We start from the raw sequence: 22,716 nt of genomic DNA on the forward strand, positions 1-22,716 counted from the left end.
GAAATGGGCTATTTTGGCGGAATAATAATTCTTTTATGCATAAATTCTATAGCTGCAATGGGAGTTTCGCTCCTTACAGGTTTCACTGGAATATTTACCTTGGGGCACGCTGCCTACATGGCTTTGGGCGCATATACTACGGCAATACTTACCGTCCAATACGGTGTCCATTGGTTTTTGGCAATTTTAGCTGGCGGAGTTATTTCCATGACAATAGCCTATCTCATAGGCATACCTACCCTTAAGTTAATGGGCGACTACTATGCCATTGCTTCCATAGGATTGGTCGAATCGATAAGGTTGATTCTGGAAAACTGGCAATCCCTGACAAAGGGAGCAAGAGGATATCCCGGCATTGAAGGGTTTACTACGCTACCGGTGGCTTTGATCTTTCTTGTCGTCATGACAATAGGGATGATCAATTTGATAAATAGTCGTTACGGAAGGGCCTTTAAGGCATGTCGCGATGACTATCTGGCGGCATCGCTTCTGGGCTATAATACTGCATTTTATAGAATTTTAAGCCTCGCCATATCGGGCTTTTACTGCGGTATAGCGGGTGCTTTGATGGCAGGATTTATGACTTTTATACAGCCTGTGATGTTTGACATGATGAAATCAACGGAACTCACATCCGTTGTGGTCTTTGGCGGATTGGGTTCCTTGAGCGGTACGCTTTTGGCTTCAACAGTGATCACTTTAGTTGTAGAGTTATTCCGTCCCATATCACAATACCGAATGCTAATCTACGGAGGAATATTGGTAGCTATAATGGTGCTTAGGCCCGAGGGAATAATGGGTTCTTGGGAGGTATGGGACTTATCTAAAGGCCTTTCTTTTGTTCGCACCAAATCAAAAAGGGGTGGGAACGATGGCCTTTCTTGAGCTCCTTAACGTCGATAAATCCTTCGGTGGCGTAAAGGCTGTACATAATTTTACACTCACCGTCCAAGAAGGCGAGTTGGTCGGTCTTATTGGGCCAAACGGGGCGGGGAAGACGACGGTCTTTAACCTGATAACAGGGCTTTACCCGGTAGACAATGGTCAAATCTTCTTTCAGGGCGAAGACTTGAGCCCTTTAAAACCTTACGAGATAATCCCTAGAGGGATAGCTAGAACCTTTCAAAATTTAAGGTTGTTTGCGAGAGTTTCGGCCTTGGAAAACGTCATAACGGCATATCGCAAATGTCAGTACTCCTTCCTCGAAGCCCTGTTTCATGCAGGCCGGTGGAAATTGTCCGAAGCCGAAGCGAGGAAACGCGCCCTAGAGCTTCTCGATTTTATGGGCTTGGCTGACAAAGCGCTGCAGGCTGCCGGAACGCTTCCCTACGGCCATCAAAGAAGAGTCGAGATTGCACGCGCTTTGGCCTTGGAGCCGAAATTATTGCTCTTGGACGAACCTGCTGCGGGCATGAATCCGGAGGAGATAGAAGATTTAAACATGCTTATCAAACGCATATGTACCAATTTAGGCATAACTATAATAGTTATCGAACACCACATGGAGCTCGTGATGGAAATATGTGATTGTGTTGCGTGCATGAACTTTGGTGCAAAGATAGCCGAGGGAACGCCCGATGAGATACAAAGCCACCCGGAAGTGTTGGCTGCCTACCTTGGAGAGGAGGCATGAGCCATGACGACCCTTGAGCCAATTTTATCGATCCGAGAGCTCGTTGTAAGTTATGGCGCGATAAAGGCACTTCATGGCATTTCCATGGATGTATATGAAGGCGAAATAGTATGTGTCATCGGAGCAAACGGGGCGGGCAAATCGACGCTGTTGAATTCCGTAATGGGGGCTGTGCCGATAGAAATGGGTGAAATCTTGTTTGAGGGCAAGCCATTGGCGAAAAGAAGCCATAAAGTTGTGGCCAGCGGGATATCCTTAGTGCCCGAGGGGCGAAAAATATTTGGACCTCTCACCGTCAGCGAAAATCTGATGGTAGGGGCTTTTTTAAGAAAAGACAAGGAGCAAGTTCAGGAGGATTTGGAATGGGTCTACACTCTTTTCCCTCGCCTTAAAGAAAGAAAAGATCAGCCCGGCGCTACGCTTTCCGGTGGAGAACAGCAAATGTTGTCCATTGCTAGGTCTCTAATGTCGCGGCCGCGAGTTTTGTTGCTCGATGAACCATCTTTAGGGTTGGCTCCCATTCTCATAAAGGAAATTTTTGATGAGCTGAAGTTGATAAACAAGCGGGGTGTAACAATTGTGCTCGTCGAACAAAACGCGAGGCAAGCCTTGATGCTGTCCCATCGCGGATATGTTATGCAGACGGGGCGGGTCATCATACAAGGACCTTCGATGGAATTGCTTTCTGACCCGAGGGTCAAGATGGCTTATTTGGGGAAACTTAAGACCTGAAAATAAAAATGGTGGGCGACGCAGGTTTCGAACCTGCGACCTCTTCCGTGTGAGGGAAGCGCTCTCCCGCTGAGCTAGTCGCCCACTGTTGTTTCGATTATAAAGCACACCCCTTTATTCTGCAAGAGGAACTTTTAGCGCAGAACACCTTCTTGCAGAAGCATCTGGGCCTAGATGGAATGTTATTATCCTGCCTTTACATAAAAGTTACGGTATAATCGCTAAAGGCTTCTACTTTGTTTCCTTGACACAGGGTATAAACATATGTTAAAAAAGCTACATCATATCTAAATTTTGGTTTGGTTTTTTGAACTTTGATAGCATTAGAAAGGGTGGTTAAAGATGCGAAGGTTAGTCGTGCCGCATACTTACGTGCTTTTATTTCTGATCGTTATAGTGGTAGCTATTGGGACTTACGTTGTGCCAGCAGGAGTGTTTGACAGATTTAAAGATGAGGCTACGGGGCGAACGCTCGTGGACCCACAAAGCTTTCATTACGTCGAGCCCACGCCGGTCGGGTTTTGGGACGTCTTTGCCTCCGTCCCAAAGGGGATGATTGAGGCGGCGGAAGTCATCTTTTTTATCTTTGTCGTGGGCGGAGCCTTCACGATAATTCAGGCGACAGGAGCCATTGATGCGGGGATATCAAAGATCGTGTTGATGTTAAAGGGAAGAGAAAAATTGCTTATTCCTGTAACGATGTTCGTCTTTTCCCTCGGGGGATTGTCCTTTGGTATGTCTGAGGAAACCATCGTCTTTATCCCCATGGGCGTGGCTTTAGCCACTGCCGTCGGCTTTGATCCCCTCGTTGGAACAGCCATCATCTCTACGGGTGCTGCCGTCGGATTTGCGGGCGGCATCCTAAATCCTTTTACAGTGGGCGTGGCTCAAAGCATTTCCGAGTTGCCACTTTTCTCCGGGATCTGGCTTAGAATCGTTGGATTTGCAGTGCTATTCATTGTGGCTTGCTACTACGTGATGCGATATGCCTCCAAGGTTAAAGAAAATCCTAAAGAAAGCATCGTTTACGATCTATTTAAAGAAGAGGAAATATCGGGACAAAGGTTAAACGAGGAATCGAAGCTCACCACGATTCACAAGCTTGTACTGCTGGTGCTCCTATTGTTCTTTGCCTATATGATATACGGGGTTATGGCGAAAGGTTATTACATCATGGAATTGGCAACAATATTTTTAGCTATGGGCATCATATGCGGTTTAATAGGAGGGCTTAATCCTAACGCCGTAGCAAGGGCATTTGTCGAAGGTTCCCAGAGCATAGCCTTTGGAGCGTTGGTGGTGGGAGTTGCAAGGGCCATACTAGTTGTCATGACCGAGGGTCAGATAATCGATACAGTCATTTATTTCCTGGCCAACTGGGTTTCTCGCTTGCCTGGCGCGCTGTCCGCTGCCGGTATGTTTTGGGTCCATACGATTATTAATTTCTTCATACCTTCAGGAAGCGGGCAGGCGATGGCCACAATGCCGATCATGGCTCCCATTGCTGATTTGATAGGAGTTACGCGGCAGACCGCGGTGCTGGCTTACCAATACGGTGACGGATTTACTAACCAGATCATTCCAACTTCAGGTGTGCTGATGGCCACTCTCGGCATGGCCAAGATCCCTTACGAAAGATGGTTTAAATTCATATGGCCTCTTATGGTGTTTTGGCACGTGATCGGGACAATCGTGGTAATTGTAGCTCACATCGTGGGATACGGACCATTTTAATTTTCCTTGGCAAAATTATTCTTCTCTGAATTATGAATACAAGGAGCCCCTCAGGACATAAAAAGTTCGGAGGGGCTCCTATGCTGTTCTTTTAAAGCTCCTGCCACGTTTTTTAGCGATCAAGACATGCTTAGGTGAGCGGACGTGCGCAGAGCCTCCCTTCTTGTTGACATTTAATCACTTTACTTGATATTATCAATAACAGCGATGAGTTCTTTTTTGATAAAGTAAAGATTAAATAAAATCCGTGTTCATAAAATGAGAGCCTCCGAGTCGAAGTCTCTAAGGGCGTTTGGCCTATGAGCATCGACCGATAGGGTCTTTTCGGAAACGGAAAGGCCTCCCGCTTGGAAAGGAGGAAAAGGAATATTATTGTACCCCTTCCCGGCGGGAAGGGGTTTTCTCATTTTAAAGACAAAGCAGCACTAATAGACCTTTAATAAAGGAGGGATGCTCTTGAAATAGATTAACTACTGAGCAACTGCTGGCACTGGCAAGGCCCTGAATAAAACCGGGGAAAAACTGCAACATAGGTTTTTACCGGTTCATGCTCTAAGCCCTTAGTATGCAGTTAAGCATGGCAAATATGCTTGGAGCCGGCCTATGAGTGGTTGAAGCTGAGAGCACTAAGGTTTGAACACTTTAATGAGAGGTGAGCGATGGTGTCCAATGCTGTATTTAAGATAGAAAAACCCAAGAATGAACCCGTGTTGTCCTATGCGCCGGGTACAAAGGAAAGAGAAGAACTAAAAGCTCGTTTGGTTGAGCTCAGAACCCAGGAGATTGAGATACCCCTTATAATCGGTGGCAAGGAAGTGCGCACCGGAAAGTTGGGTATGTGCATAATTCCCCATAACAAAGAAGTGGTGATTGGAAGGTACCATATGGCAGGGGAGAAGGAAGTAAATGATGCTATCGAGGCAGCTCTTGCCGCACGGCACGATTGGGAGTCAATGCCATGGGAGCATAGGGCTTCTATTTTCCTAAAGGCAGCCGAGATGCTCGCCGGAACGTGTCGGTGCACGATTAACGCGGCTACAATGCTTTGTCAGAGCAAGACGGCATATCAAGCTGAGATCGACTCTGCATGCGAGCTTATAGACATGCTGAAGTTTAACGCTTATTTTCTCAATGAAATCTACAAAGAACAGCCCGAGTCTACGAAGGACTCCTGGAACCGAATGGAGTACAGAGCACTTGAAGGGTTTGTCTTTGCTGTAACTCCCTTTAATTTTACCTCCATCGCCGGCAACCTTCCCACCAGCGCTGCTATGGCCGGAAACGTGGTGCTCTGGAAACCCGCCTCCTCCGCCGTGTATTCAGCATATCACGTGATGACTATCCTTCGAAAAGCGGGCCTTCCAGATGGAGTTATAAACTTTATTCCAGGCCCCGGAAATGTACTAGGAAGCATCGCCCTTTTAAATCCATGGCTCGCGGGTGTACACTTCACGGGTTCTACGGCGACGTTCCAGTCCATGTGGCAAACTGTGGGACAAAACTTGCCAAATTACAGGACCTATCCTAGGCTCGTAGGTGAGACAGGCGGAAAGGACTTTGTCTTCGTTCACCCCTCTGCGGATCTTGAGCCATTGGTTACAGCTTTGGTCAGGGGGGCCTTTGAATTCCAGGGGCAGAAATGTTCTGCGGCATCGCGCGCTTATGTCCCTGAGAGCATGTGGCCCGCGTTGAAGAAAAGGCTCGTTGAAGAGATAAGCACGACAAAGATGGGTGACATAGAAGACTTCACAAATTTCATGGGCGCCGTAATCGATGCTCAGGCATTTCGGTCAATAAAAGGGTATATCGACTACGCCAAGGAGTCTCCGGAAGCCGAGATAATCTGCGGCGGGAACGCCGACGACAGCGTTGGCTTTTTCATCGAACCCACCGTAATAGTAACGACCAACCCTCGCTTCAAGACCATGGAAGAAGAGATATTTGGTCCGGTTTTAACAATATATATCTACAAAGATGAGGAAATTGAGGAAGCTTTGGATCTTTGCGATTCAACTTCAATCTATGGACTCACAGGTGCAGTTTTTGCTCAGGACAGAGAAGCCATAGTCAAGATCGAAAAGCGCCTGACCCATGCCGCCGGTAATTTCTACATTAACGATAAGCCCACTGGCGCAGTAATCGCTCAGCAGCCCTTCGGAGGAGCAAGAGCCTCAGGTACCAATGACAAGGCAGGCTCCAAAATCAACATGATGCGCTGGGTAAGCCCGAGAGCCATCAAAGAACACCTCAATCCGCCAGTAGGGTACAGATACCCATTCATGGACGAAAAATAAAGGTTAAGACAAAATGAAGAAAATAACTACCGGCAGCATGCACTTTTGCTAAACGCTGCCGGTAGTTATTTTGACAACTACACAATTTTGTGTTAAAAATTTAAGAGGTTATTCAGAAGATAGAATCAGATAAAACTGAGATGGGAGGCTGGCAAAATGCTAGGTTTTATTGGCGGAGGAGCCATGGCCGAGGCCTTACTTAGAGGTATTTTGGCCAAGGGCTTAGTTCAACCGGATAAGGTGTGGGTATCAGATATCGATGCTAATCGGCTTTCATACCTCAAGGAGTCATTGGGGGTACAAACGACTGCCAGCAATACTGAGATACTGGAAAAATCCCGAATAATTTTCCTAGCAGTAAAGCCCCAGGTGGCGCCTGTCATTCTATCCGAACTAAAGGGTCTCTGGGAGGATAAACACTTGGTAGTTTCCATCATGGCCGGTGTACCTCTTTCTTATTTAAACAAGTACACAGGGCCGGCACGATTGATAAGAGTTATGCCCAATACACCTTGCCTGGTTCAGGCCGGGGCTGCGGCCATAGCGATGGGACCGAATGCAAAAGAATCCGATGTAGACGAAGTTAAAGCTCTGTTGTCCGCTGTCGCGAAGGTCGTCGTTTTGGATGAAAGCTTGTTGGATGCCGTGACAGGGCTCAGCGGTTCTGCACCAGCTTATGTATATATCTTTATTGAAGCACTTGCCGATGGTGGCGTCATGGCCGGTTTGCCGCGCCCGGTAGCTATGACTCTGGCAGCACAGACAGTATTTGGCGCCGCTAAAATGGTAATTGAAACGGGAGAACACCCGGGCAGTCTCAAGGACAGGGTGACCTCTCCAGCCGGTACCACCATTGCCGGCGTAGCTGCACTGGAAGATGGCGGTTTCCGAGGATTGGTGATAAGAGCAGTGGCAGATGCCGCTGAGCGATCAGCTGAGCTGGGACGAGAGAGGGATTAAAAACAAACCCCTCCTAGCCAAAGGGCCTGGAGGGGTTTGTTGACCTACTTATTTCTCATTTTTTGAAGACCTTAGCCACTGTCTCGACAACTAAGTCTTCATCGGGTACGTAGGGGAGGGTAATGTGGTAATCGCTCTTTTGGTTTTCGTTTACCTCGCGGGCAACTTCCATTGCACCGCTGTTTCTTGCCCATGATCTTCTCGCCACGCCAACCAACACGTCCCAGGCGATTGCTCTGTTTATGATCTTATCGATGCGCTCGCTTCCATCGAGTACAAGGCCGAATCCTCCGTTTATGGCCTTGCTTATCCCGACTCCGCCTCCGTTGTGAAGGGCTATCAACGACATCCCGCGAGCTGCGTTTCCTGCGTAGCAATGTACCGCCATGTCCGCCGTTATGTTGCTCCCGTCTTTTATGTTAGCCGTCTCTCTGAAGGGTGAATCCGTCCCGCCCGTGTCGTGGTGATCTCTCCCGAGCATGACGGGCCCAATTTCGCCCCTTCGAACCATTTCGTTGAACTTGCGCGCTATGGCAAGCCTGAGATCTGCGTCGGCATAAAGTATCCTTGCCTGAGTACCGACGACCAGGTTATTTTTATCGGCATCTCTTATCCAAATGTAGTTGTCCCTATCTTGGGGCCTGCGGTTCGGATCGATGCATTCCAGGGCTGCTTTGTCCGTTTTAAGCAGGTCTTCGCGCTTACCGGATAAACAGACCCACCTGAAAGGTCCGTAGCCGTAATCAAAAAGAAGCGGCCCCATGATGTCTTCTACGTAAGAGGGGAATATGAAGCCGTCCCTTTCGTCAATGCCGTTTTTACAAATTTCTTTGACGCCCGCATCATATACGGCCTTCATGAAGGAATTACCGTAATCGAAGAAGTACGCCCCGCGGTCCACAAGCGTCTTAATCAGTTCGAAATGCTTGCGCAAGCTCTTGTCCACCAGCTGTTTGAATCTCTCTCTGTCTTCCGACAGCATCTTTGTCCTTTCCTCGAAGGTAAGTCCCTGAGGGCAATAACCCCCGTCGTAGGCGGCATGACAAGACGTCTGATCGGAAATTAACTCTGCATTTATTCCTATTTTGACGACGTACTCGAGCAGGTCAACGATGTTTCCGTAGTAGGCTATGGAAATGGGTTCTTTATCTTTAAGATGTTTGTTTGCAACCCTAAACACTTCGTCTAAATCAGAAGATACGAGGGACACCCAACCCTGTTTTTTTCGCGTCTCGATCCTCGAGGGATCCACTTCGGCGATGATGCCCACGGCCCCAGCTATTTCGCAGGCCTTGGGTTGAGCTCCGCTCATGCCGCCCAGTCCTGAGGATATAAAAAGGTGACCTCGCATGTCATCGCCGGGTTTAAGGCCCAGGTGCAATCTTCCTGCGTTAAGTATGGTGTTGTAAGTACCGTGAACGATTCCCTGTGGTCCTATATACATCCATCCGCCGGCAGTCATCTGTCCGTAATTTGTGACTCCAAGCTGCATTCCTCTGTGCCAGTTTTCCTGGTCATCGTACATCCCCACCAGCAGGCCGTTTGTTATGATTACCCTTGGAGCCTCCGGGTGTGATTTAAAAAGTCCCAAAGGATGGCCCGACATCACGACAAGCGTATGGTTTTGGTCTAAAATTTCAAGATACTTTTTGATCAACCGATACTGCATCCAGTTTTGGCATACCTGGCCCGTTTCGCCGTAAGTTACAAGCTCGTAGGGGTAAAGGGCTACTTCGAAGTCCAGGTTGTTGTCGATCATGACTTGAAAGGCCTTGCCCTCGATGCAATTTCCCTTGTATTCGTCGATGGGACGTCCGCAAATGCGCCCCTTTGGCCTGAACCTGTAACCGTAAATACGGCCTCGGGTTGCGAGCTCTTCCATGAATTCGGGAGCAAGCTTTTCGTGAAGTTCCTCGGGGATATAGCGCAGGGCGTTTTTCAGCGCGAGCTCTGCTTCATCTTGGCTCAGCGTGAAGCCCCTGTCGGGTGCTCTTCTGATATTTGGTTCAAAGGGAGGGTACTCGGGAAGTTCGGGGTCAAGCTTGATGGTCATGGCCTTGCTGTTTAACATGTTTATTTCTTTCACCTCAAACTACCTCCTTTTTTAATTTTTTAAAGTGGTCAAAGCCTCTCTTTTATATGGGCTGCAGCATCCTTTAATTTTTTGACGATTACCTCTTCTTGACAGTCGAAACTGGCAACCAATCCAGCCAAACCAAGCTGAGCCACAAATAAACCCCTTGAGTCAAAAAGAGGCACGCTTATGTCTCCTGCGTGGGGGATCCATTCCTCCCTGCTGTAAGCAAAACCTTGCTCTTTGATTTCTTCAAGTTCCTCTTTAAAGCGGTTTTTGTTGATTTCTTGGGGGATGTTGTTACAGACGATGCGTTCTTGGAGGTCTTTTGTGCTAAATGCCAGCAGCACTTTTCCGGTAGCGCTTACATGAAGGGGTATACTCATCCCGCGGTGAGCTACGTATTTGACAGGGCATGCCGGTTCGACGTGGTAAATGCACAAACCGGCAGTTCCTTCCAGAACGCTTAATATGGCGGTCTTTTGCGTTTCACGCACCAACCGCTTCATTTCGGGAGAAGCGGCATTGATCAAAGCTTGATGAAAAAGCTTTTCGTTGTGAAGGAGAAAGAATCTGACTCCAGGGCGAAATTGATCTGTCTCATGGTCTTGGTATACCCATTCCTGTCTTTCCAGGGATTTTAACAAACGATGTAGAGTGCTTTTGGGTATTCCCGTGAGGCTTTCTATCTCCCTGAGGCTATAGCTATTATGAGAAGAGCACAAAAGCTCCATTATGGCCGTTACTTTGCTCACTGTATCGGTTTTGAAAGTGGTCTTAGCCATTTTCTTCCCCCAAATATGGGACATTACGTCCCATTTTTTAAAAGAATAGCAGCAATCTATATGCCTGTCAACTTAAATGCAGAAGTTTACTCAGCTAATAATTGGCTCCTAGTTTTTGTCGGCTGAATGTTTTTGCAGGACAGGATTTGATTTGAAATGAAGCTTCGAGGGATACGTTTAAGGAAAATGCCACCGGAAAAATCTGACGTAATACTTGTATATCTGCAATTTATCGGCAATTTATTGGTTCGCCATCGAAATAGAGCGTACCGACTGATGTTATATTGTTTTAGTCGTCAACGTTGATTTTTTGTATAACCAAAACCGGGTATTTCGATTTTCTTTTCAATCTTGCCGATCAACCTGGCGGCAGCCAGGACTATTACGAGGTATATGAGGGCAACGATCAAATACACCCTAAAAAATTGATAGTTTCTGCTGGCGATGAACTTTCCCTGTGTTAAAAGATCCGGTGCTCCGATTACGTAAGCTATTGACGTGGATTTAAGCAAGTAAATTAATTCGTTCGTCCATGCGGGGATCGACCACCTGATGGCCTGAGGCAGCACTACGTAAATTATGGTCTGCCAGCTGCTCATGCCCAAAGAATAAGCCGCCATGTATTGATCCTCTCCCACGGCTTCTATGGAGCCGCGCGTATACTCAGCCTGGTAAGCCGCGGAATTTAAGGTAAAACCCAAAAATGCCACAGTTATCGCTGACAGCCTTATGCCGTAAGGAGGAAGCGCAAAGTAGAGTATGAAAAGTTGAGCAAGAAGCGGCGTTCCTCGGATAATTTCGATATAGGCGGTACAAAGCCACGACAGAAGCCTAGTGCCAAAACTTCTTCCCAAGGCAAGCAGGACGCCAAAGATGGTGCCAAAAACCATTGAAACTATGGCAAGCTCAAAGGTGAACACCAGGCCTTGCATCAAGGTCCCGAAGTTGGTTACGAAAATATCTACGATCATAAACTGTCTTAAAAATTCGGACATGTCAATCTCCTGCCTTTAGCCTTCTCCGTAAAGTTCGCTCAGTTTAAATAAAAACTCCCTGGTGCGCGGATTTTCAGGATCTTTAAACATCTTTTCAGGGGGAGCCTGTTCCACGATTTTCCCATCTTCTATGAATATGATTTCGTCTGAAACCGACCTTGCAAAGCCCATCTCGTGAGATACGACGAGCATGGTCATGTTGGACTCGGCCAGTTCCTGCATTACCGCCAAAACTTCGCCTATTAGCTCCGGATCCAAAGCGGACGTTGGTTCGTCAAAGAGCATCAGCTTGGGGTCCATCGCCAAGGCCCGTGCGATGGCAACTCTTTGTTTTTGCCCGCCCGAAAGCTGTGCCGGGTAAAGGTCTTCTATCCCAGATAATCCCACCCTGTTTAGCTCGTAGCGAGCCCGCTCCAAGGCCTCTTTCTTCGGGATTTTTTTGACCTTTGTCAGCCCTATCATGACGTTTTCCAGGGCCGTCAGGTGATTGAACAAGCCGAAGTCTTGAAAAACGTAGCCAATCTGTTGCCTGATGGCGTTGATGTTTTTACACCTTACGATTTCCGTGTCACCTAGCCAGATCTCGCCTTCGTCGGGTACGACAAGTCTGTTTATGGACTTTAAGAGCGTGCTTTTTCCCGTGCCGCTAGGGCCTATTATGACTTTTGTTTCTCCCTTATTTAAGTCGAAAGAGATTCCGTCGAGTACCACCTTGTCGCCAAAGCGTTTTTTTAAGTTTATTATCCTGAGCAGCGGTTTGTCCGACATTTAACTTTTACACTCCTATCCCTGGAATCTTGAGTTTATTTTCAAGCATCTTTAAAAGCCTTGCCACTCCAAACGTAAGGACGAAGTAGATGGCTGCGATTACCAAAAATATAGGCAGAGGCTTATATTCTACGGCGATGATGTATTGGCCGTGCCTTAAAAGTTCGACCACTCCTATGGCGTAAGCAAGGGACGTGTCTTTGAGTATTATGGCGTATTCATTGGCGAAGGGGGGAATAAAGGCCCTGATCGCCTGCGGGAAAATTACGTATATAAAAGCTTTGTATTCACCCATGCCCAAAGAGTAGGCCGCCGTCAGTTGGTCTGAGCCAACTGACATGAAACTTCCCCTGAAAATTTGAGCCATGTAGGCCGCCGAACGCAGGCCGAGGGCCAACACAGCGGCATAAAAGGGGCTCAGCCTAAATCCGATATTGGGGAGGCCGTAAAAGACCAAAAGGAGCAGCACCAGTTCCGGCACGCTTCTGAAAATCCTGTCGTAAATGCCCGCCAGCAGGCGAACGGGCTTGTTGCCGTAAGTTTGAAAAAAAGCTATGATCAAACCCAACACCAATCCCAGGGCTAAGATTAAGATCGTAAGTTTTATAGTAACAAAAGTCCCTTCCAACAAGGTTGGGAGGGACTTTTGTACCAGTTCAAAAAAATCTAACAAAACAAATCCCTCGTCTGCGCGACTTTATTTAAAAATATTTCTTTAAAAGTTCGTCCATCTTGCCGCTCGCCTTCACTTCTTCAAGTCCTTTGTTCAACTTTTCGAGGAGTTCTTTGTTGCCCTTGGCGACCGCAAAGCCGTATTCCTCGCCGGTGATTATTTCGGCCACCATCACGACCGGGTTTTCCGCCGCATACCGTAGGGCAACAGGGGTATCCAAGACTACGCCGTCAACATTTCCGTTTAAGAGGTCTTGAATTGCCAAAACGAAGGTATCAAAGCGGGTTACCTTGCCTTTCAGTATGCCCGTTTTCTCCAAGTTTTCCTCCACCCAAAGGTCTCCCGTGGTTCCCGTCTGCACTGCCAGCTTGTGGTCTCCAAACAAAACAGTGACGTTTTTTCCACTTCCCTCTTTTACCAGCACGGCCTGATTTGCCGAGTAGTAAGGCTCCGTAAAGTCCACGACCTTTGCCCTTTCTTCGGTAATGGTCATGCCGGAAGCCACGATATCGATTGTGCCGGCATTTAAACCGGGGATGAGGGAGTCAAAGCTGATATCCTGAAACTCGACCTTGATGCCTTGGCTTTCGGCAATCGCCTTTATCAAGTCGATGTCAAATCCCACTATTTGGCCCTTTTCGATGTATTCAAAGGGCGGGAAATCCGCGCTCGTGCCGACAATGTATGTCTTTGCAAAGGCGGGTGCAACTACCATGAACAAGGCCATCACTATGACGGATAAATAAAGTAAACATTTTTTCATTTACCAACACCTCCTGATATTGTACCAATGCTCTCGGTTTAAATGACCCATAGAAACAATATAAAGCCCTTTGTGGTATTTTGTCAATAAACATAAGTTTACAAGCAAAAAAGGAATAATGCTGACGAGTTCGCACCTCTGCATTTGCCGGGTTATGTTATCATTAGTTTAGTATATATATTTCATATCGTATTATATTATAGAACAGAGATTTTACACGGACAAGTAATGTCAAAATTGTTAAAAAGTGTGTATATGTTTAGTTTGCCATCTTCGACATCAAAGGGCAAGGGTAATTCTAACTTCGTAGATTCCCCTTTGCAAAACCGCTGCTTTTAAAATAATGAAATTCGTGGTAAATATTTTTAGCGGAAGCGAACGGAAAGTCGCTCACCTTTACCTAAGACTTAAGGAGGCTGCTTCATGTTGTCAGGCAGGAAAGGAAAAGCAAGGTCAATAATTCTCCTGGTATTTTGTTTGGTCCTATTGCAAACTAGCACTGCGGCGGCCATATCTCGCGGAGAGGTAGTTTACGAGATAATGTCCGCCTTGGAGTTGCCCCTCGTTCAAGGTGACTCCGGATTTGTCGACGTCTCAAAGCTCACCCTTCACGGAGAGTCAATACAGGCCGCAAAGGCCTTGGGAATTTTGCCGCCCTTCGAGCATTTTCACCCTACTTTAGAGGCGGCTAACGCAGAGGCCGTCATGTTTGCCGTGCGCGCCCTTGGTCTCTTTAACGAAGCTGAAATATTAAGTTCGATATGCGAATTTGAAGGAGACAAAAGCGGAGTGCCGCTTCATCTTATGCCCTACATGGCGATAGCAAGTGAGATGACCCCAAAGGCCCCGGACGAATTTTTATCGAACCCGAGGGACAACGTAACGCGCTCCGGTTTAAATTCCCTCGTTGCCTGGTTAAAAAACTGCAAAAATGGTCTGATTTTTGAAAAAACCCTCAGAGATGACATAGTTACCGTCACGATGCACAGGGAGGGAATTGGACGCCCTCCAAAACTTTGGTTGGTTTTGGTCGATGAAATACCTCTTGATGCCGAGGCGAAAGCTCGTGATCTCGCAGGCTACTTGAAAAACTTGGGCCTTCCTGCTTTCGTAGTGCGGCAGGAATGGGCCTTTCAGGTAACCATAGGTCCCTTTGCAAATTACATCAAGGCCTATGAAGTTTTAACTTCTTTGCCAAAGCACTTGACCGCTTCAATTGTTCCCTATGGGGCTGCTGAGGAAAGCCCGGCACTTTTTTGGGTCGCCCTGGCCTTTGATGCTGCTCGCGTGACCCCAAAGATCGCTCTTTCGAGCACGGAATATGGAACATCGAATCCTTTGAGCGAGATGGCCAGGGAGAAAAACGCAAGGGCAGCCGTTAATGGCGGATATTTCAGCGGCGTAAAGCCCATAGGGTTGGTCATGATGGATGGCAAGGTCGTTTATACGCCCTATAGCGGTCGAACTGCGATCGGATGGGATGACTCGGGAAAGATTTTTATAGGCCAAGTCAGGGCAAAGGTTAAAGTGAAAGTAGGCACAAGTGCAGAATTTCATGTAGAAGGTGTCAATGTTGCCCCGACCTATCACGGGATAACTATTTATACGCCGGAGTTCGGCCCCGAGGCCAGGGGTTTGCAATCCGATGCCCTGGAAGTGATGGTTCGAGGCGGCAAGATAACCTGGAAGCAGGGTGCGGGTACGGCCGCTCATCACTACATACCGCGTGACGGGTTTTTACTGGTAGCTCGGGGAAATAGCAGGCAATTTTTTGCAAACGTCGTTTTAGGCACGGATGTTGAGGTAATATCCACCCTCGAGCCTCAAGAATTTAACCACGCCAAGTGGGCCTTTCAGGCCGGACCCCTTCTTTTGACTAACGGGATGGATGTTAACGTTAGCGAAGGATTCAAGCCTAGTTTTACCGACAAAAGACATCCCAGGACGCTGTGGGGAAGCGATGGAAGTAAAGTTTATTGGGTTGTCGTGGACGGTCGTGATCCGTGGCATTCAAGGGGCGTAACTTTGCACGAGTTAAGAAGCGTTGCCAAGCGCTTGGGCATCAAAGACGCCGTAAATTTGGACGGCGGAGGTTCTTCGGCCCTTTGGTGGAAGGGTGTCCTCATAAATCATTCCCCGGGAGGCAGGGAAAGGCCTCTTCCTTATATAATTTATCTGGACTAAAAAACATAAAGGGCCGTCATATGAAAACCACTGACGGCCCTTTATGTTTATAGTGCTATACTATCTTCAGTAGCTTTATCGCTACGTTGAAGTATACCACTAGCGCAGTGATGTCGACAACAGTGGTAATGAGCGGCGCAGAAAATACTGCAGGATCTAATTTAAACATTCTCCCTATGACGGGAAGTACTGGCACCAATGGTAGAACTTACTATTAAAACTACGGTGAGGGTGACAGCTACCACCACCGCTACGCTCGTTGAACCGCTAACTGCCCACGCGAAAAGGTATCCTCCTATTCCCATCACCAGGCCCATCAAGGCGCTTACCCTCAGTTCTTTGAACAAGATTTCAGCAAAATCTTTTACTCGTAACTTCGCCTAAAGCCAAGGACCTGATGACCAGAGATGAAGCCTGAGTTCCTGAATTACCGCCCACGTCAGCCAAGCAGTGGGATAAAAAAGGTCAGGGTAATTATGCTGCTTAAAACGTCCTGATAATATTTTAAGATATTGCTCGTTACAGCTTGGACGACGAAAAGAGCTATAAGCCACCCGATGCGCTTGCTGAAAAGTGTCTTTAAGTCGGATTCCAGGTAAGGCAGGTCCAAAGGACGGCTACCGCCTAATTTGTGGATGTCTTCAGTGTCTTCCTCTTCGATGACGTCCATTATATCGTCCGCAGTAATGACTCCAACGAGACGGCCCTGCTCATTTACCACGGGAAGTATCATCAGGTCGTATTGGCTCATTATTCTTGCAGCTTCTTCCTGGTCTGCGTTGGCCTGTACAATTATGATGTTCTTGTGCATTACCTCGGACACCAATTCCTTCGGATCGCTTAAAAGCAGTTCTTTAAGCGACAGCACTCCTACAGGTTTTCCAACGCTGTCAACGACGTAAATGTAGTTGGCGATGCTTTGTTTTCTTCCGACTTTTCGAAAATAGTCTATAACGCGTTCGATCGTCCAGTATTGTCTTACTTGGATATAATCCAAAGACATTATGCCGCCGGCCGAATCCTCGGGATAGGTCATTAAAAATTTGATGCTATCGAGGTATTCATGCGGCACCATTTCCAAGATCTTTTGTGCTTTGTTAGGGTGTATTGCCATTACAAGGTCGGCTATTGCATCGCGGTCCATGGCCGAAAGGATTTCCCTGGCCACGCTTTCCTCCGAGTGATCTAAAAGCCTGTACTGGTCATCGTAATCCAAATGTTCTAAAGCCTCGGCTGCCACCTCTGGAGTGAGTTAAAGACAAAATGACCAGCTGTTCCGGTTCTTCATACTCCTCCAAAAGCGTCCCTATTTCGTATGGGTGAAGCTCGCTCCAGGTACTCGCGCAAAGCTTCGTAGTCTCGCGCCTCGAGCAACTCTTCGATTGCTTCTTTGAAGAAATCGATGTTTCTTTGTTCCATTGAAATCACCTCCTAGAGGGCAGTTTGTTACAAGAAGACATGGCAAAGGCGTGATCGCCTTTTGTACCTTGGTTGCACGATTTTGATCCCTGAGTTAAAACAAAGTTTTCATTTTCCTTAGAAGGTGTTTTACCAGCATCAAGGACACTGCGAGCTTCCCCTTTATTGACCTTTAAAGGGCAGCGTTAAAAGCTGGCGAGATATTGGCGCCTGTTTACCGAAAATGCAGGGAAAAGGCGGCAGCGGCAGGGAAGCTGTGACCTTCCAAGGAAAATAAAGCCCGCTTAAAATTAGACACGTCGATTCGCAATTTTTCTACATTACTCCATGCGCTGTCTCGGCAACTACCAGGTCCAGCGTCCACTTACTGCCACCACCTTTCTTGAGGAAGGAATTTATAGATTTATAACCCTTGTTAGATTACCATATAAACAGAAATTTTACATCTACTTTCGTTTTATTTTATTGCAAAAGATTATGTGGAGGTGGAAATTGGCCAACAATCACCTTTTATATTTCAATGGCTTTCTCACAAAAAGTTTGTGCGATCTATATGGACCAAATCATTGACCGTGCCTTAATGCGGTGAGATAATTATTTTGGCAACATATTTTAAAAGGGAGGGTGAGTAAATGAGGAAGGTTAAGGGGTTAGCGGTCGCAGTGGTAGCCGTATTTCTTCTGGTTGGTGTGGGCGTAGCCTTTGCTGAGGCACCATACCACATCGGCATAGTCACGGGTACCGTTTCTCAGGGTGAGGATGAACTGCGCGGGGCGGAGCGATTGATCGAAGAGTACGGTAGCGCTACAAATGGGGGTATAATCCAACACATTACTTACCCTGACAACTTCATGCAGGAAATGGAGACGACGATAAGCCAGATCGCTGGGCTTACAGATGACCCCTTAATGAAGGCCATCATCGTCAATCAGTCCATTCCCGGAACGACCGAAGCATTCAGGCGCGTCAAAGAGAGGAGACCGGATATCCTATGTTTCGCAGGCGAACCTCACGAAGACCCGGGCGTGATAGAGTCAGTGGCTGATTTGGCAATAAACGTTCACAACATTTACAGAGGATATCTTATTCCACTTGCTGCAAAGAAAATGGGAGCTACCGATTTTGTTCACATATCCTTTCCAAGACACATGAGCTACGAGCTGCTGTCCAGAAGGCGTAATATTATGGAAGTGGCATGCAACGATATAGGCTTGAAGTTTCATTTTGAGACGGCTCCTGATCCCGTAAGCGACGTGGGAGTGGCCGGTGCCCAGCAGTTCATACTGGAGAAAGTACCTGCATGGCTTGAAAAGTACGGGAAGGACACGGCATTTTTCTGCACCAACGATGCACATACAGAGCCTTTGATCAGGCAAATTGTCGCTCACGGGGGATATTTCGTAGAAGCTGATTTGCCCTCACCGCTGATGGGATATCCCGGAGCTCTGGGAATAGACTTGTCGGCTGAGAAGGGCGATTTCCAGGCAATTACAAAGAAAATCGAAGAGGTTATCGTAGAAAAAGGTGCTGCAGGACGACTCGGGACCTGGGTTTACTCTTTTGGATATACGACTACGGTAGGACTGGGAGAATTGGCAAAACGTATCATAGACGGAAATGCCACGATATCTCTGAGCGATTTAATTGCTTCTTATGAGAAGTTCACCCCTGGTGCCTCTTGGAATTGCGGCTATTACGTAGATCTTAACACAGGCATTGAAAAGAAAAACCATATGTTGGTATATCAAGATACCTACGTCTTCGGAAAAGGTTATCTTGAAATGACCAAGGTTGAAATCCCTGAAAAATACCTTACAATTAAATAACTTCACGGCAAACAGAGCGAGCAAATTTTGTCTTAACAGAGGGGAAGCGGGGCTTCCCCTCTGTTACTCAGAGATGCCGTAAGGCTAAATATGCAAGAGGTGAACTGTATATGTCTTCTACGCTTTTACGTATGGAAGGTATAACAAAATCCTTTTTCGAGAACACGGTACTGCGCAACGTTAACCTAACACTTGAAAGAGGAGAAATATTGGGTTTGGTTGGTGAAAATGGCGCCGGTAAATCAACTTTAATGAATATTCTCTTCGGTTTGCCAGTTATTTTTGAAACAGGTGGCTTCGAGGGGAAGATTTACTTGGAGGGCCAAGAAGTGTGCTTTACTAGTCCTCTGCAAGCTTTAGATGCCGGCATAGGGATGGTGCACCAGGAATTTTCATTGATACCAGGTTTTACAGCAGTAGAAAACATCGTTTTAAACAGAGAATCTACCTTGTATAATTTTCTGGTCGAAATATTTGGCGAACGGCTTGCAACGCTGGATTACCCGAAGATGAAGGATAGGGCCATCCGGGCGATAAAAAGATTGGAAGTTTCCATCGATCCTGAAATGATAATTTCCGAAATGCCGGTGGGCCATAAACAGTTCACCGAGATCGCCAGGGAGATAGAGAAGGAAAACACAAGATTGTTGGTATTAGATGAACCCACTGCAGTTTTGACGGAATCCGAGGCAGAAATTTTGCTCGAGGCCGTGAAGCGCCTCGCGTCACAGGGGATAGGCATAATTTTCATATCCCACAGACTTCAAGAGGTACTCGAAGTATCCAATCGCATAGTAGTCCTCAGGGATGGAGAAATCACTCTGGAGAAAAAGGCTTCGGAAACGAACATTCGAGAGATAGCCAGCGCAATGGTCGGACGCAGAATTGAGGGGTTAACCACCAGAGCCGCTCAAGAAAGGGTGTTTAGCACTCCTACCATGACAATTGAACACCTTTGGGTGGACATGCCGGGAGAAACGGTAAGGGACGTAAACTTAACGATATACAAGGGTGAAATTTTAGGGATTGGCGGCCTGGCCGGACAGGGGAAGCTCGGTATAGCGAATGGAATAATGGGGCTTTACCCGGCCGGAGGAAAGGTAACCTTTGAAGGACAGCCTTTACCGTTAAATGATCCGACTATCCCCTTAAAGAAAGGGATCGGTTTTGTGTCCGAGGATAGAAGAGGGGTAGGATTAATCCTCGACGAAGGGATAGCATTGAATATCGCATTTACCGCAATGCAGATACATGAACTCTATATTAAAAAATTCTTGGGCGGAGTTGTTAAATGGAGGGACGACAGGGCAATAATGAAGGCAGCCAGAGAATATATCAATATGCTTGCCATTAAGTGCCTGCATGAAAACCAAAAGGTAAGAGAGCTTTCCGGAGGGAATCAGCAAAAAGTGTGTCTCGCCAGAGCTTTCGCATTGAATCCTAAACTTCTATTCGTATCTGAGCCCACCAGAGGCATAGACGTTGGGGCGAAATCGCTGGTATTGGACATGATATATAAAAGAAACCGCGAGCAAGGAACCACAATAGTCGTAACCTCATCAGAGCTTGAGGAAATGCGAGCTATTTGTGACCGCATTGCAATAGTTCATGAAGGAAAGATTGCCGGCATACTCCCTGCTTCAACCGATAGCTCGGAATTTGGGCTTCTCCTCATGGGCGCAAAGCCAACGGTCGAGGAAGGTGTGATTTCAGTTGGATAGGATTAAAAAATTTATTGCTGACATTGGGTGGCCAAGGGCCATCATTGCTCTATTTTTATTGTCCCTTTTTGTCCTGGCGCCATTCGTAAATGTGCGAATAGATTCATCTATAAGCGATACTCTGGTCAGGTTTGGCATGAACGGCATCTTGGTCCTGGCAATGGTACCCATGGTACAATCCGGATGCGGTCTAAACTTTGGACTGCCGCTGGGAATCATTGCAGGACTTTTAGGCGCTACCATAAGCTTGGAATTGAATGCCCTTGGGTTCTTAGGCTTTTTTACAGCCATTGCAATATCAATTCCATTTGCGGTCGTTTTTGGCTTTGGCTACGGACAGCTTTTAAACAGGGTCAAAGGCGGCGAAATGATGATAGCAACCTACGTAGGTTTTTCCTCCGTAGCATTTATGTGCATCATGTGGCTTCTGTTGCCATTCCGCAACCCAACGATGGTGTGGGGTTATGCCGGAAAGGGATTGCGAACGACCATAAGCGTTCAGGAATACTGGGGAGGCGTGCTAAACAACTTCCTATCGTTAAGAGTTGGTGAGTTTTTCTTCGTGCCTACGGGAACAATACTTTTCTTTGCGTTGATGTGTTTGCTCCTATGGATGTTCTTTCACACAAAAACAGGGTCCGCTATGTCAGCTGTCGGCGCGAATCCTGAGTTTGCTAGGGCAGCAGGAATACACATTGACAAAATGCGAACCCTTTCGGTTATACTGTCTACTTTGCTTGGTGCCATTGGTATCATAGTATATGAACAAAGTTTCGGGTTCATTCAGCTTTACATGGGACCATTTTACATGGCTTTTCCTTCGGTGGCTGCTATTTTGCTCGGAGGGGCCTCTATCAATCGGGCAAGTCTCACGCATGTGATAATAGGCACCTTTTTATTTCAGGGTATCTTGACGATGACGCCATCGGTCATAAACAGCATGCTTCAAACGGACATGTCAGAGGTAATAAGGATCATAGTTTCAAACGGCATGATCCTTTATGCATTGACTAGAGGAGTAAGGGTGAAATCGCGATGAAAAAAAGAGAAGCTGCATTTAACTTAAAAAGATTTCTAATGGCCAATATCGTTCCAATCATATTTATATTGCTGTCGATATTTGCCATACCGATATCTCAATTTTCGGCAAGCTATTTGATACAGGAGATGCTAATTCGACTTGCGAGGAATTCCTTCCTCGTGCTCTCACTTTTGATACCCATCATCGCCGGAATGGGCTTAAATTTTGGCATGGTCCTGGGGGCTATGGCAGGACAAATAGGCCTGATATTAGTCTCCGACTGGAAGGTAATTGGCCTCCCCGGAATGGCACTTGCGGCGATTATATCAACTCCTTTAGCCATTGCTTTGGGGTGGATGTGCGGTGCCATCTTAAATAAAGCAAAGGGACGCGAGATGGTCACTTCATATATATTGGGGTTCTTCGTGAACGGCCTTTACCAACTCGTAGTGTTGTACCTATTTGGCTACCTGGTACCCATACGTAGCCCGGAATTGGTCCTCTCGAGAGGATACGGGATCCGCAATGCCGTAAACCTCCTGGGGATCAGAAATTGCCTTGACTACTGCATACCCCTTACAATACATGGGATAAAAATCCCCCTGGGGACTTTCATCGTTATAGCGGTTTTCAGCTTTTTCATCATCTGGTTTCGTCGCACCAAATTAGGACAGGACATGCGAGCCGTAGGACAAGATATGGAAGTAGCTCGATCGGCAGGCATCCCGGTTGAACGTACTCGGTTAATATCCATTTTGATCTCAACCGTGTTGGCGGCCTACGGACAAATAATATTTTTACAAAATATTGGCACCCTTAACACCTACAACAGCCATGAGCAAGCTGGCATGTTTGCCATCGCAGCACTGTTGGTCGGAGGAGCGAGCGTGGCAAAGGCAACCCTGCCAAACGTCTTTGTGGGCGTAATTTTATTCCATCTCATGTTTGTCGTCTCTCCTATGGCAGGTAAATACCTTATCGGGCAGGCGCAACTGGGAGAATATTTCCGCGTTTTCGTATCATATGGCGTGGTGGCTGTAGCTTTAGTGATATACGAGTGGCGTCGTGCTAGAGAGCGTGCCTATGCCAGACGCATGTTTAGAGGCGAGGCTTAAAAAATAAACTTTGCAGCGT

At 47.0% G+C, this 22,716-nt stretch carries 22 protein-coding genes, 1 tRNA gene and 1 riboswitch; of the genes, 11 read left to right on the forward strand and 12 right to left on the reverse strand.

Features of this window, described 5'->3' with window-relative positions; genetic code table 11:
- Positions 1-3 precede the first annotated feature (3 nt).
- The 3 genes from AC5SXE_RS04150 to AC5SXE_RS04160 are packed head-to-tail and all read left to right on the forward strand — an operon-like array spanning position 4 to position 2,365.
- Positions 4-885, forward strand: a complete 882-nt coding sequence (locus AC5SXE_RS04150; protein WP_303882773.1) for a branched-chain amino acid ABC transporter permease — start codon at positions 4-6, stop codon at positions 883-885.
- Positions 872-1,633: an ABC transporter ATP-binding protein gene (locus tag AC5SXE_RS04155; RefSeq protein ID WP_310846521.1), complete on the forward strand. Its 762-nt coding sequence runs from the start codon at positions 872-874 to the stop codon at positions 1,631-1,633. The genes AC5SXE_RS04150 and AC5SXE_RS04155 overlap by 14 nt, the downstream gene beginning before the upstream one ends.
- Before the next feature lie 3 nt (positions 1,634-1,636).
- Positions 1,637-2,365: an ABC transporter ATP-binding protein gene (locus tag AC5SXE_RS04160; RefSeq protein WP_303883251.1), complete on the forward strand. Its 729-nt coding sequence runs from the start codon at positions 1,637-1,639 to the stop codon at positions 2,363-2,365.
- A gap of 9 nt (positions 2,366-2,374) precedes the next feature.
- Here the strand turns inward: AC5SXE_RS04160 and AC5SXE_RS04165 are convergent.
- Positions 2,375-2,449: transfer RNA gene (locus AC5SXE_RS04165), tRNA-Val, on the reverse strand.
- Positions 2,450-2,707: 258 nt separating this feature from the next.
- On the opposite strand from AC5SXE_RS04165, the gene AC5SXE_RS04170 reads away from it, so the two are divergent.
- The 3 genes from AC5SXE_RS04170 (at position 2,708) to proC (ending at position 7,353) form a co-directional block, all read left to right on the forward strand.
- Positions 2,708-4,099, forward strand: coding sequence for a YfcC family protein (locus tag AC5SXE_RS04170; protein ID WP_310846517.1), 1,392 nt, complete (start codon positions 2,708-2,710; stop codon positions 4,097-4,099).
- A 254-nt stretch (positions 4,100-4,353) separates the two neighbouring features.
- Positions 4,354-4,473, forward strand: a riboswitch (molybdenum cofactor riboswitch).
- A 285-nt stretch (positions 4,474-4,758) separates the two neighbouring features.
- A complete protein-coding gene (gene pruA, locus AC5SXE_RS04175) occupies positions 4,759-6,393 on the forward strand; it encodes an L-glutamate gamma-semialdehyde dehydrogenase (RefSeq protein ID WP_332635740.1) in 1,635 nt (544 codons plus the stop codon).
- A gap of 156 nt (positions 6,394-6,549) precedes the next feature.
- Complete coding sequence (proC, locus tag AC5SXE_RS04180; protein WP_303883254.1) at positions 6,550-7,353, forward strand: pyrroline-5-carboxylate reductase; 804 nt, start codon at positions 6,550-6,552, stop codon at positions 7,351-7,353.
- A 55-nt stretch (positions 7,354-7,408) separates the two neighbouring features.
- Here proC and hutU read toward each other — a convergent pair whose 3' ends face one another.
- The 6 genes from hutU to AC5SXE_RS04210 form a co-directional block, all read right to left on the reverse strand.
- Complete coding sequence (hutU, locus tag AC5SXE_RS04185) at positions 7,409-9,424, reverse strand: urocanate hydratase (RefSeq protein WP_310847132.1); 2,016 nt, start codon at positions 9,422-9,424, stop codon at positions 7,409-7,411.
- Between the two features lie 50 nt (positions 9,425-9,474).
- Positions 9,475-10,212: an IclR family transcriptional regulator gene (locus tag AC5SXE_RS04190; RefSeq protein ID WP_310846512.1), complete on the reverse strand. Its 738-nt coding sequence runs from the start codon at positions 10,210-10,212 to the stop codon at positions 9,475-9,477.
- A gap of 296 nt (positions 10,213-10,508) precedes the next feature.
- A complete protein-coding gene (locus AC5SXE_RS04195) occupies positions 10,509-11,207 on the reverse strand; it encodes an amino acid ABC transporter permease (protein ID WP_310846508.1) in 699 nt (232 codons plus the stop codon).
- Between the two features lie 15 nt (positions 11,208-11,222).
- Positions 11,223-11,975 carry an amino acid ABC transporter ATP-binding protein gene (locus tag AC5SXE_RS04200; protein WP_303883257.1) on the reverse strand — a complete coding sequence of 251 codons (753 nt, stop codon included), beginning with the start codon at positions 11,973-11,975 and terminating at the stop codon, positions 11,223-11,225.
- A 7-nt stretch (positions 11,976-11,982) separates the two neighbouring features.
- Positions 11,983-12,648, reverse strand: coding sequence for an amino acid ABC transporter permease (locus AC5SXE_RS04205; RefSeq protein WP_303883258.1), 666 nt, complete (start codon positions 12,646-12,648; stop codon positions 11,983-11,985).
- Positions 12,649-12,676: 28 nt separating this feature from the next.
- A complete protein-coding gene (locus AC5SXE_RS04210) occupies positions 12,677-13,411 on the reverse strand; it encodes a basic amino acid ABC transporter substrate-binding protein (protein ID WP_303883259.1) in 735 nt (244 codons plus the stop codon).
- A 423-nt stretch (positions 13,412-13,834) separates the two neighbouring features.
- Here AC5SXE_RS04210 and AC5SXE_RS04215 point away from each other — a divergent pair, with 423 nt between their 5' ends.
- Positions 13,835-15,595 (forward strand): phosphodiester glycosidase family protein, encoded by a 1,761-nt coding sequence (locus tag AC5SXE_RS04215; RefSeq protein WP_303883260.1) that lies wholly within the window; start codon positions 13,835-13,837, stop codon positions 15,593-15,595.
- A 55-nt stretch (positions 15,596-15,650) separates the two neighbouring features.
- Here AC5SXE_RS04215 and AC5SXE_RS04220 read toward each other — a convergent pair whose 3' ends face one another.
- The 5 genes from AC5SXE_RS04220 to AC5SXE_RS04240 form a co-directional block, all read right to left on the reverse strand.
- Positions 15,651-15,764, reverse strand: coding sequence for a magnesium transporter (locus tag AC5SXE_RS04220; RefSeq protein ID WP_493916706.1), 114 nt, complete (start codon positions 15,762-15,764; stop codon positions 15,651-15,653).
- On the reverse strand, positions 15,757-15,942 hold the full coding sequence (locus AC5SXE_RS04225) for a hypothetical protein (protein WP_493916707.1): 186 nt from the start codon (positions 15,940-15,942) through the stop codon (positions 15,757-15,759). The genes AC5SXE_RS04220 and AC5SXE_RS04225 overlap by 8 nt, the downstream gene beginning before the upstream one ends.
- Positions 15,943-15,946: 4 nt before the next feature.
- Positions 15,947-16,033, reverse strand: coding sequence for a hypothetical protein (locus AC5SXE_RS04230; protein WP_493917276.1), 87 nt, complete (start codon positions 16,031-16,033; stop codon positions 15,947-15,949).
- 1 nt (position 16,034) lies between these two features.
- Positions 16,035-16,811 (reverse strand): magnesium transporter, encoded by a 777-nt coding sequence (locus AC5SXE_RS04235; protein ID WP_493916708.1) that lies wholly within the window; start codon positions 16,809-16,811, stop codon positions 16,035-16,037.
- 68 nt (positions 16,812-16,879) lie between these two features.
- On the reverse strand, positions 16,880-17,014 hold the full coding sequence (locus AC5SXE_RS04240; RefSeq protein WP_493916709.1) for a hypothetical protein: 135 nt from the start codon (positions 17,012-17,014) through the stop codon (positions 16,880-16,882).
- Between the two features lie 632 nt (positions 17,015-17,646).
- Here AC5SXE_RS04240 and AC5SXE_RS04245 point away from each other — a divergent pair.
- From AC5SXE_RS04245 to AC5SXE_RS04260, 4 genes are all read left to right on the forward strand, one after another.
- Complete coding sequence (locus AC5SXE_RS04245) at positions 17,647-18,840, forward strand: DUF3798 domain-containing protein (RefSeq protein ID WP_310846496.1); 1,194 nt, start codon at positions 17,647-17,649, stop codon at positions 18,838-18,840.
- 110 nt (positions 18,841-18,950) lie between these two features.
- Positions 18,951-20,561 (forward strand): sugar ABC transporter ATP-binding protein, encoded by a 1,611-nt coding sequence (locus AC5SXE_RS04250; protein ID WP_303882788.1) that lies wholly within the window; start codon positions 18,951-18,953, stop codon positions 20,559-20,561.
- On the forward strand, positions 20,554-21,600 hold the full coding sequence (locus tag AC5SXE_RS04255) for an ABC transporter permease subunit (protein WP_303882787.1): 1,047 nt from the start codon (positions 20,554-20,556) through the stop codon (positions 21,598-21,600). Before AC5SXE_RS04250 ends, AC5SXE_RS04255 begins: the two co-directional genes overlap by 8 nt.
- Positions 21,597-22,697 carry an ABC transporter permease gene (locus AC5SXE_RS04260; RefSeq protein ID WP_303882786.1) on the forward strand — a complete coding sequence of 367 codons (1,101 nt, stop codon included), beginning with the start codon at positions 21,597-21,599 and terminating at the stop codon, positions 22,695-22,697. The genes AC5SXE_RS04255 and AC5SXE_RS04260 overlap by 4 nt, the downstream gene beginning before the upstream one ends.
- Positions 22,698-22,716: the final 19 nt, after the last annotated feature.

This window comes from Acetomicrobium sp. (genome assembly GCF_059026225.1).

Bases quoted from the DNA above. Each gene is read 5' to 3' on its own strand.
- AC5SXE_RS04240 (WP_493916709.1), bottom strand. From the start codon at position 17,014: ATGGAACAAAGAAACATCGATTTCTTCAAAGAAGCAATCGAAGAGTTG.
- proC (WP_303883254.1), top strand. From the start codon at position 6,550: ATGCTAGGTTTTATTGGCGGAGGAGCCATGGCCGAGGCCTTACTTAGA.
- AC5SXE_RS04190 (WP_310846512.1), bottom strand. From the start codon at position 10,212: ATGGCTAAGACCACTTTCAAAACCGATACAGTGAGCAAAGTAACGGCC.
- AC5SXE_RS04160 (WP_303883251.1), top strand. From the start codon at position 1,637: ATGACGACCCTTGAGCCAATTTTATCGATCCGAGAGCTCGTTGTAAGT.
- AC5SXE_RS04170 (WP_310846517.1), top strand. From the start codon at position 2,708: ATGCGAAGGTTAGTCGTGCCGCATACTTACGTGCTTTTATTTCTGATC.
- pruA (WP_332635740.1), top strand. From the start codon at position 4,759: ATGGTGTCCAATGCTGTATTTAAGATAGAAAAACCCAAGAATGAACCC.
- AC5SXE_RS04215 (WP_303883260.1), top strand. From the start codon at position 13,835: ATGTTGTCAGGCAGGAAAGGAAAAGCAAGGTCAATAATTCTCCTGGTA.
- hutU (WP_310847132.1), bottom strand. From the start codon at position 9,424: ATGTTAAACAGCAAGGCCATGACCATCAAGCTTGACCCCGAACTTCCC.
- AC5SXE_RS04250 (WP_303882788.1), top strand. From the start codon at position 18,951: ATGTCTTCTACGCTTTTACGTATGGAAGGTATAACAAAATCCTTTTTC.
- AC5SXE_RS04195 (WP_310846508.1), bottom strand. From the start codon at position 11,207: ATGTCCGAATTTTTAAGACAGTTTATGATCGTAGATATTTTCGTAACC.
- AC5SXE_RS04260 (WP_303882786.1), top strand. From the start codon at position 21,597: ATGAAAAAAAGAGAAGCTGCATTTAACTTAAAAAGATTTCTAATGGCC.
- AC5SXE_RS04155 (WP_310846521.1), top strand. From the start codon at position 872: ATGGCCTTTCTTGAGCTCCTTAACGTCGATAAATCCTTCGGTGGCGTA.
- AC5SXE_RS04150 (WP_303882773.1), top strand. From the start codon at position 4: ATGGGCTATTTTGGCGGAATAATAATTCTTTTATGCATAAATTCTATA.
- AC5SXE_RS04245 (WP_310846496.1), top strand. From the start codon at position 17,647: ATGAGGAAGGTTAAGGGGTTAGCGGTCGCAGTGGTAGCCGTATTTCTT.
- AC5SXE_RS04210 (WP_303883259.1), bottom strand. From the start codon at position 13,411: ATGAAAAAATGTTTACTTTATTTATCCGTCATAGTGATGGCCTTGTTC.
- AC5SXE_RS04200 (WP_303883257.1), bottom strand. From the start codon at position 11,975: ATGTCGGACAAACCGCTGCTCAGGATAATAAACTTAAAAAAACGCTTT.
- AC5SXE_RS04220 (WP_493916706.1), bottom strand. From the start codon at position 15,764: ATGTTTAAATTAGATCCTGCAGTATTTTCTGCGCCGCTCATTACCACT.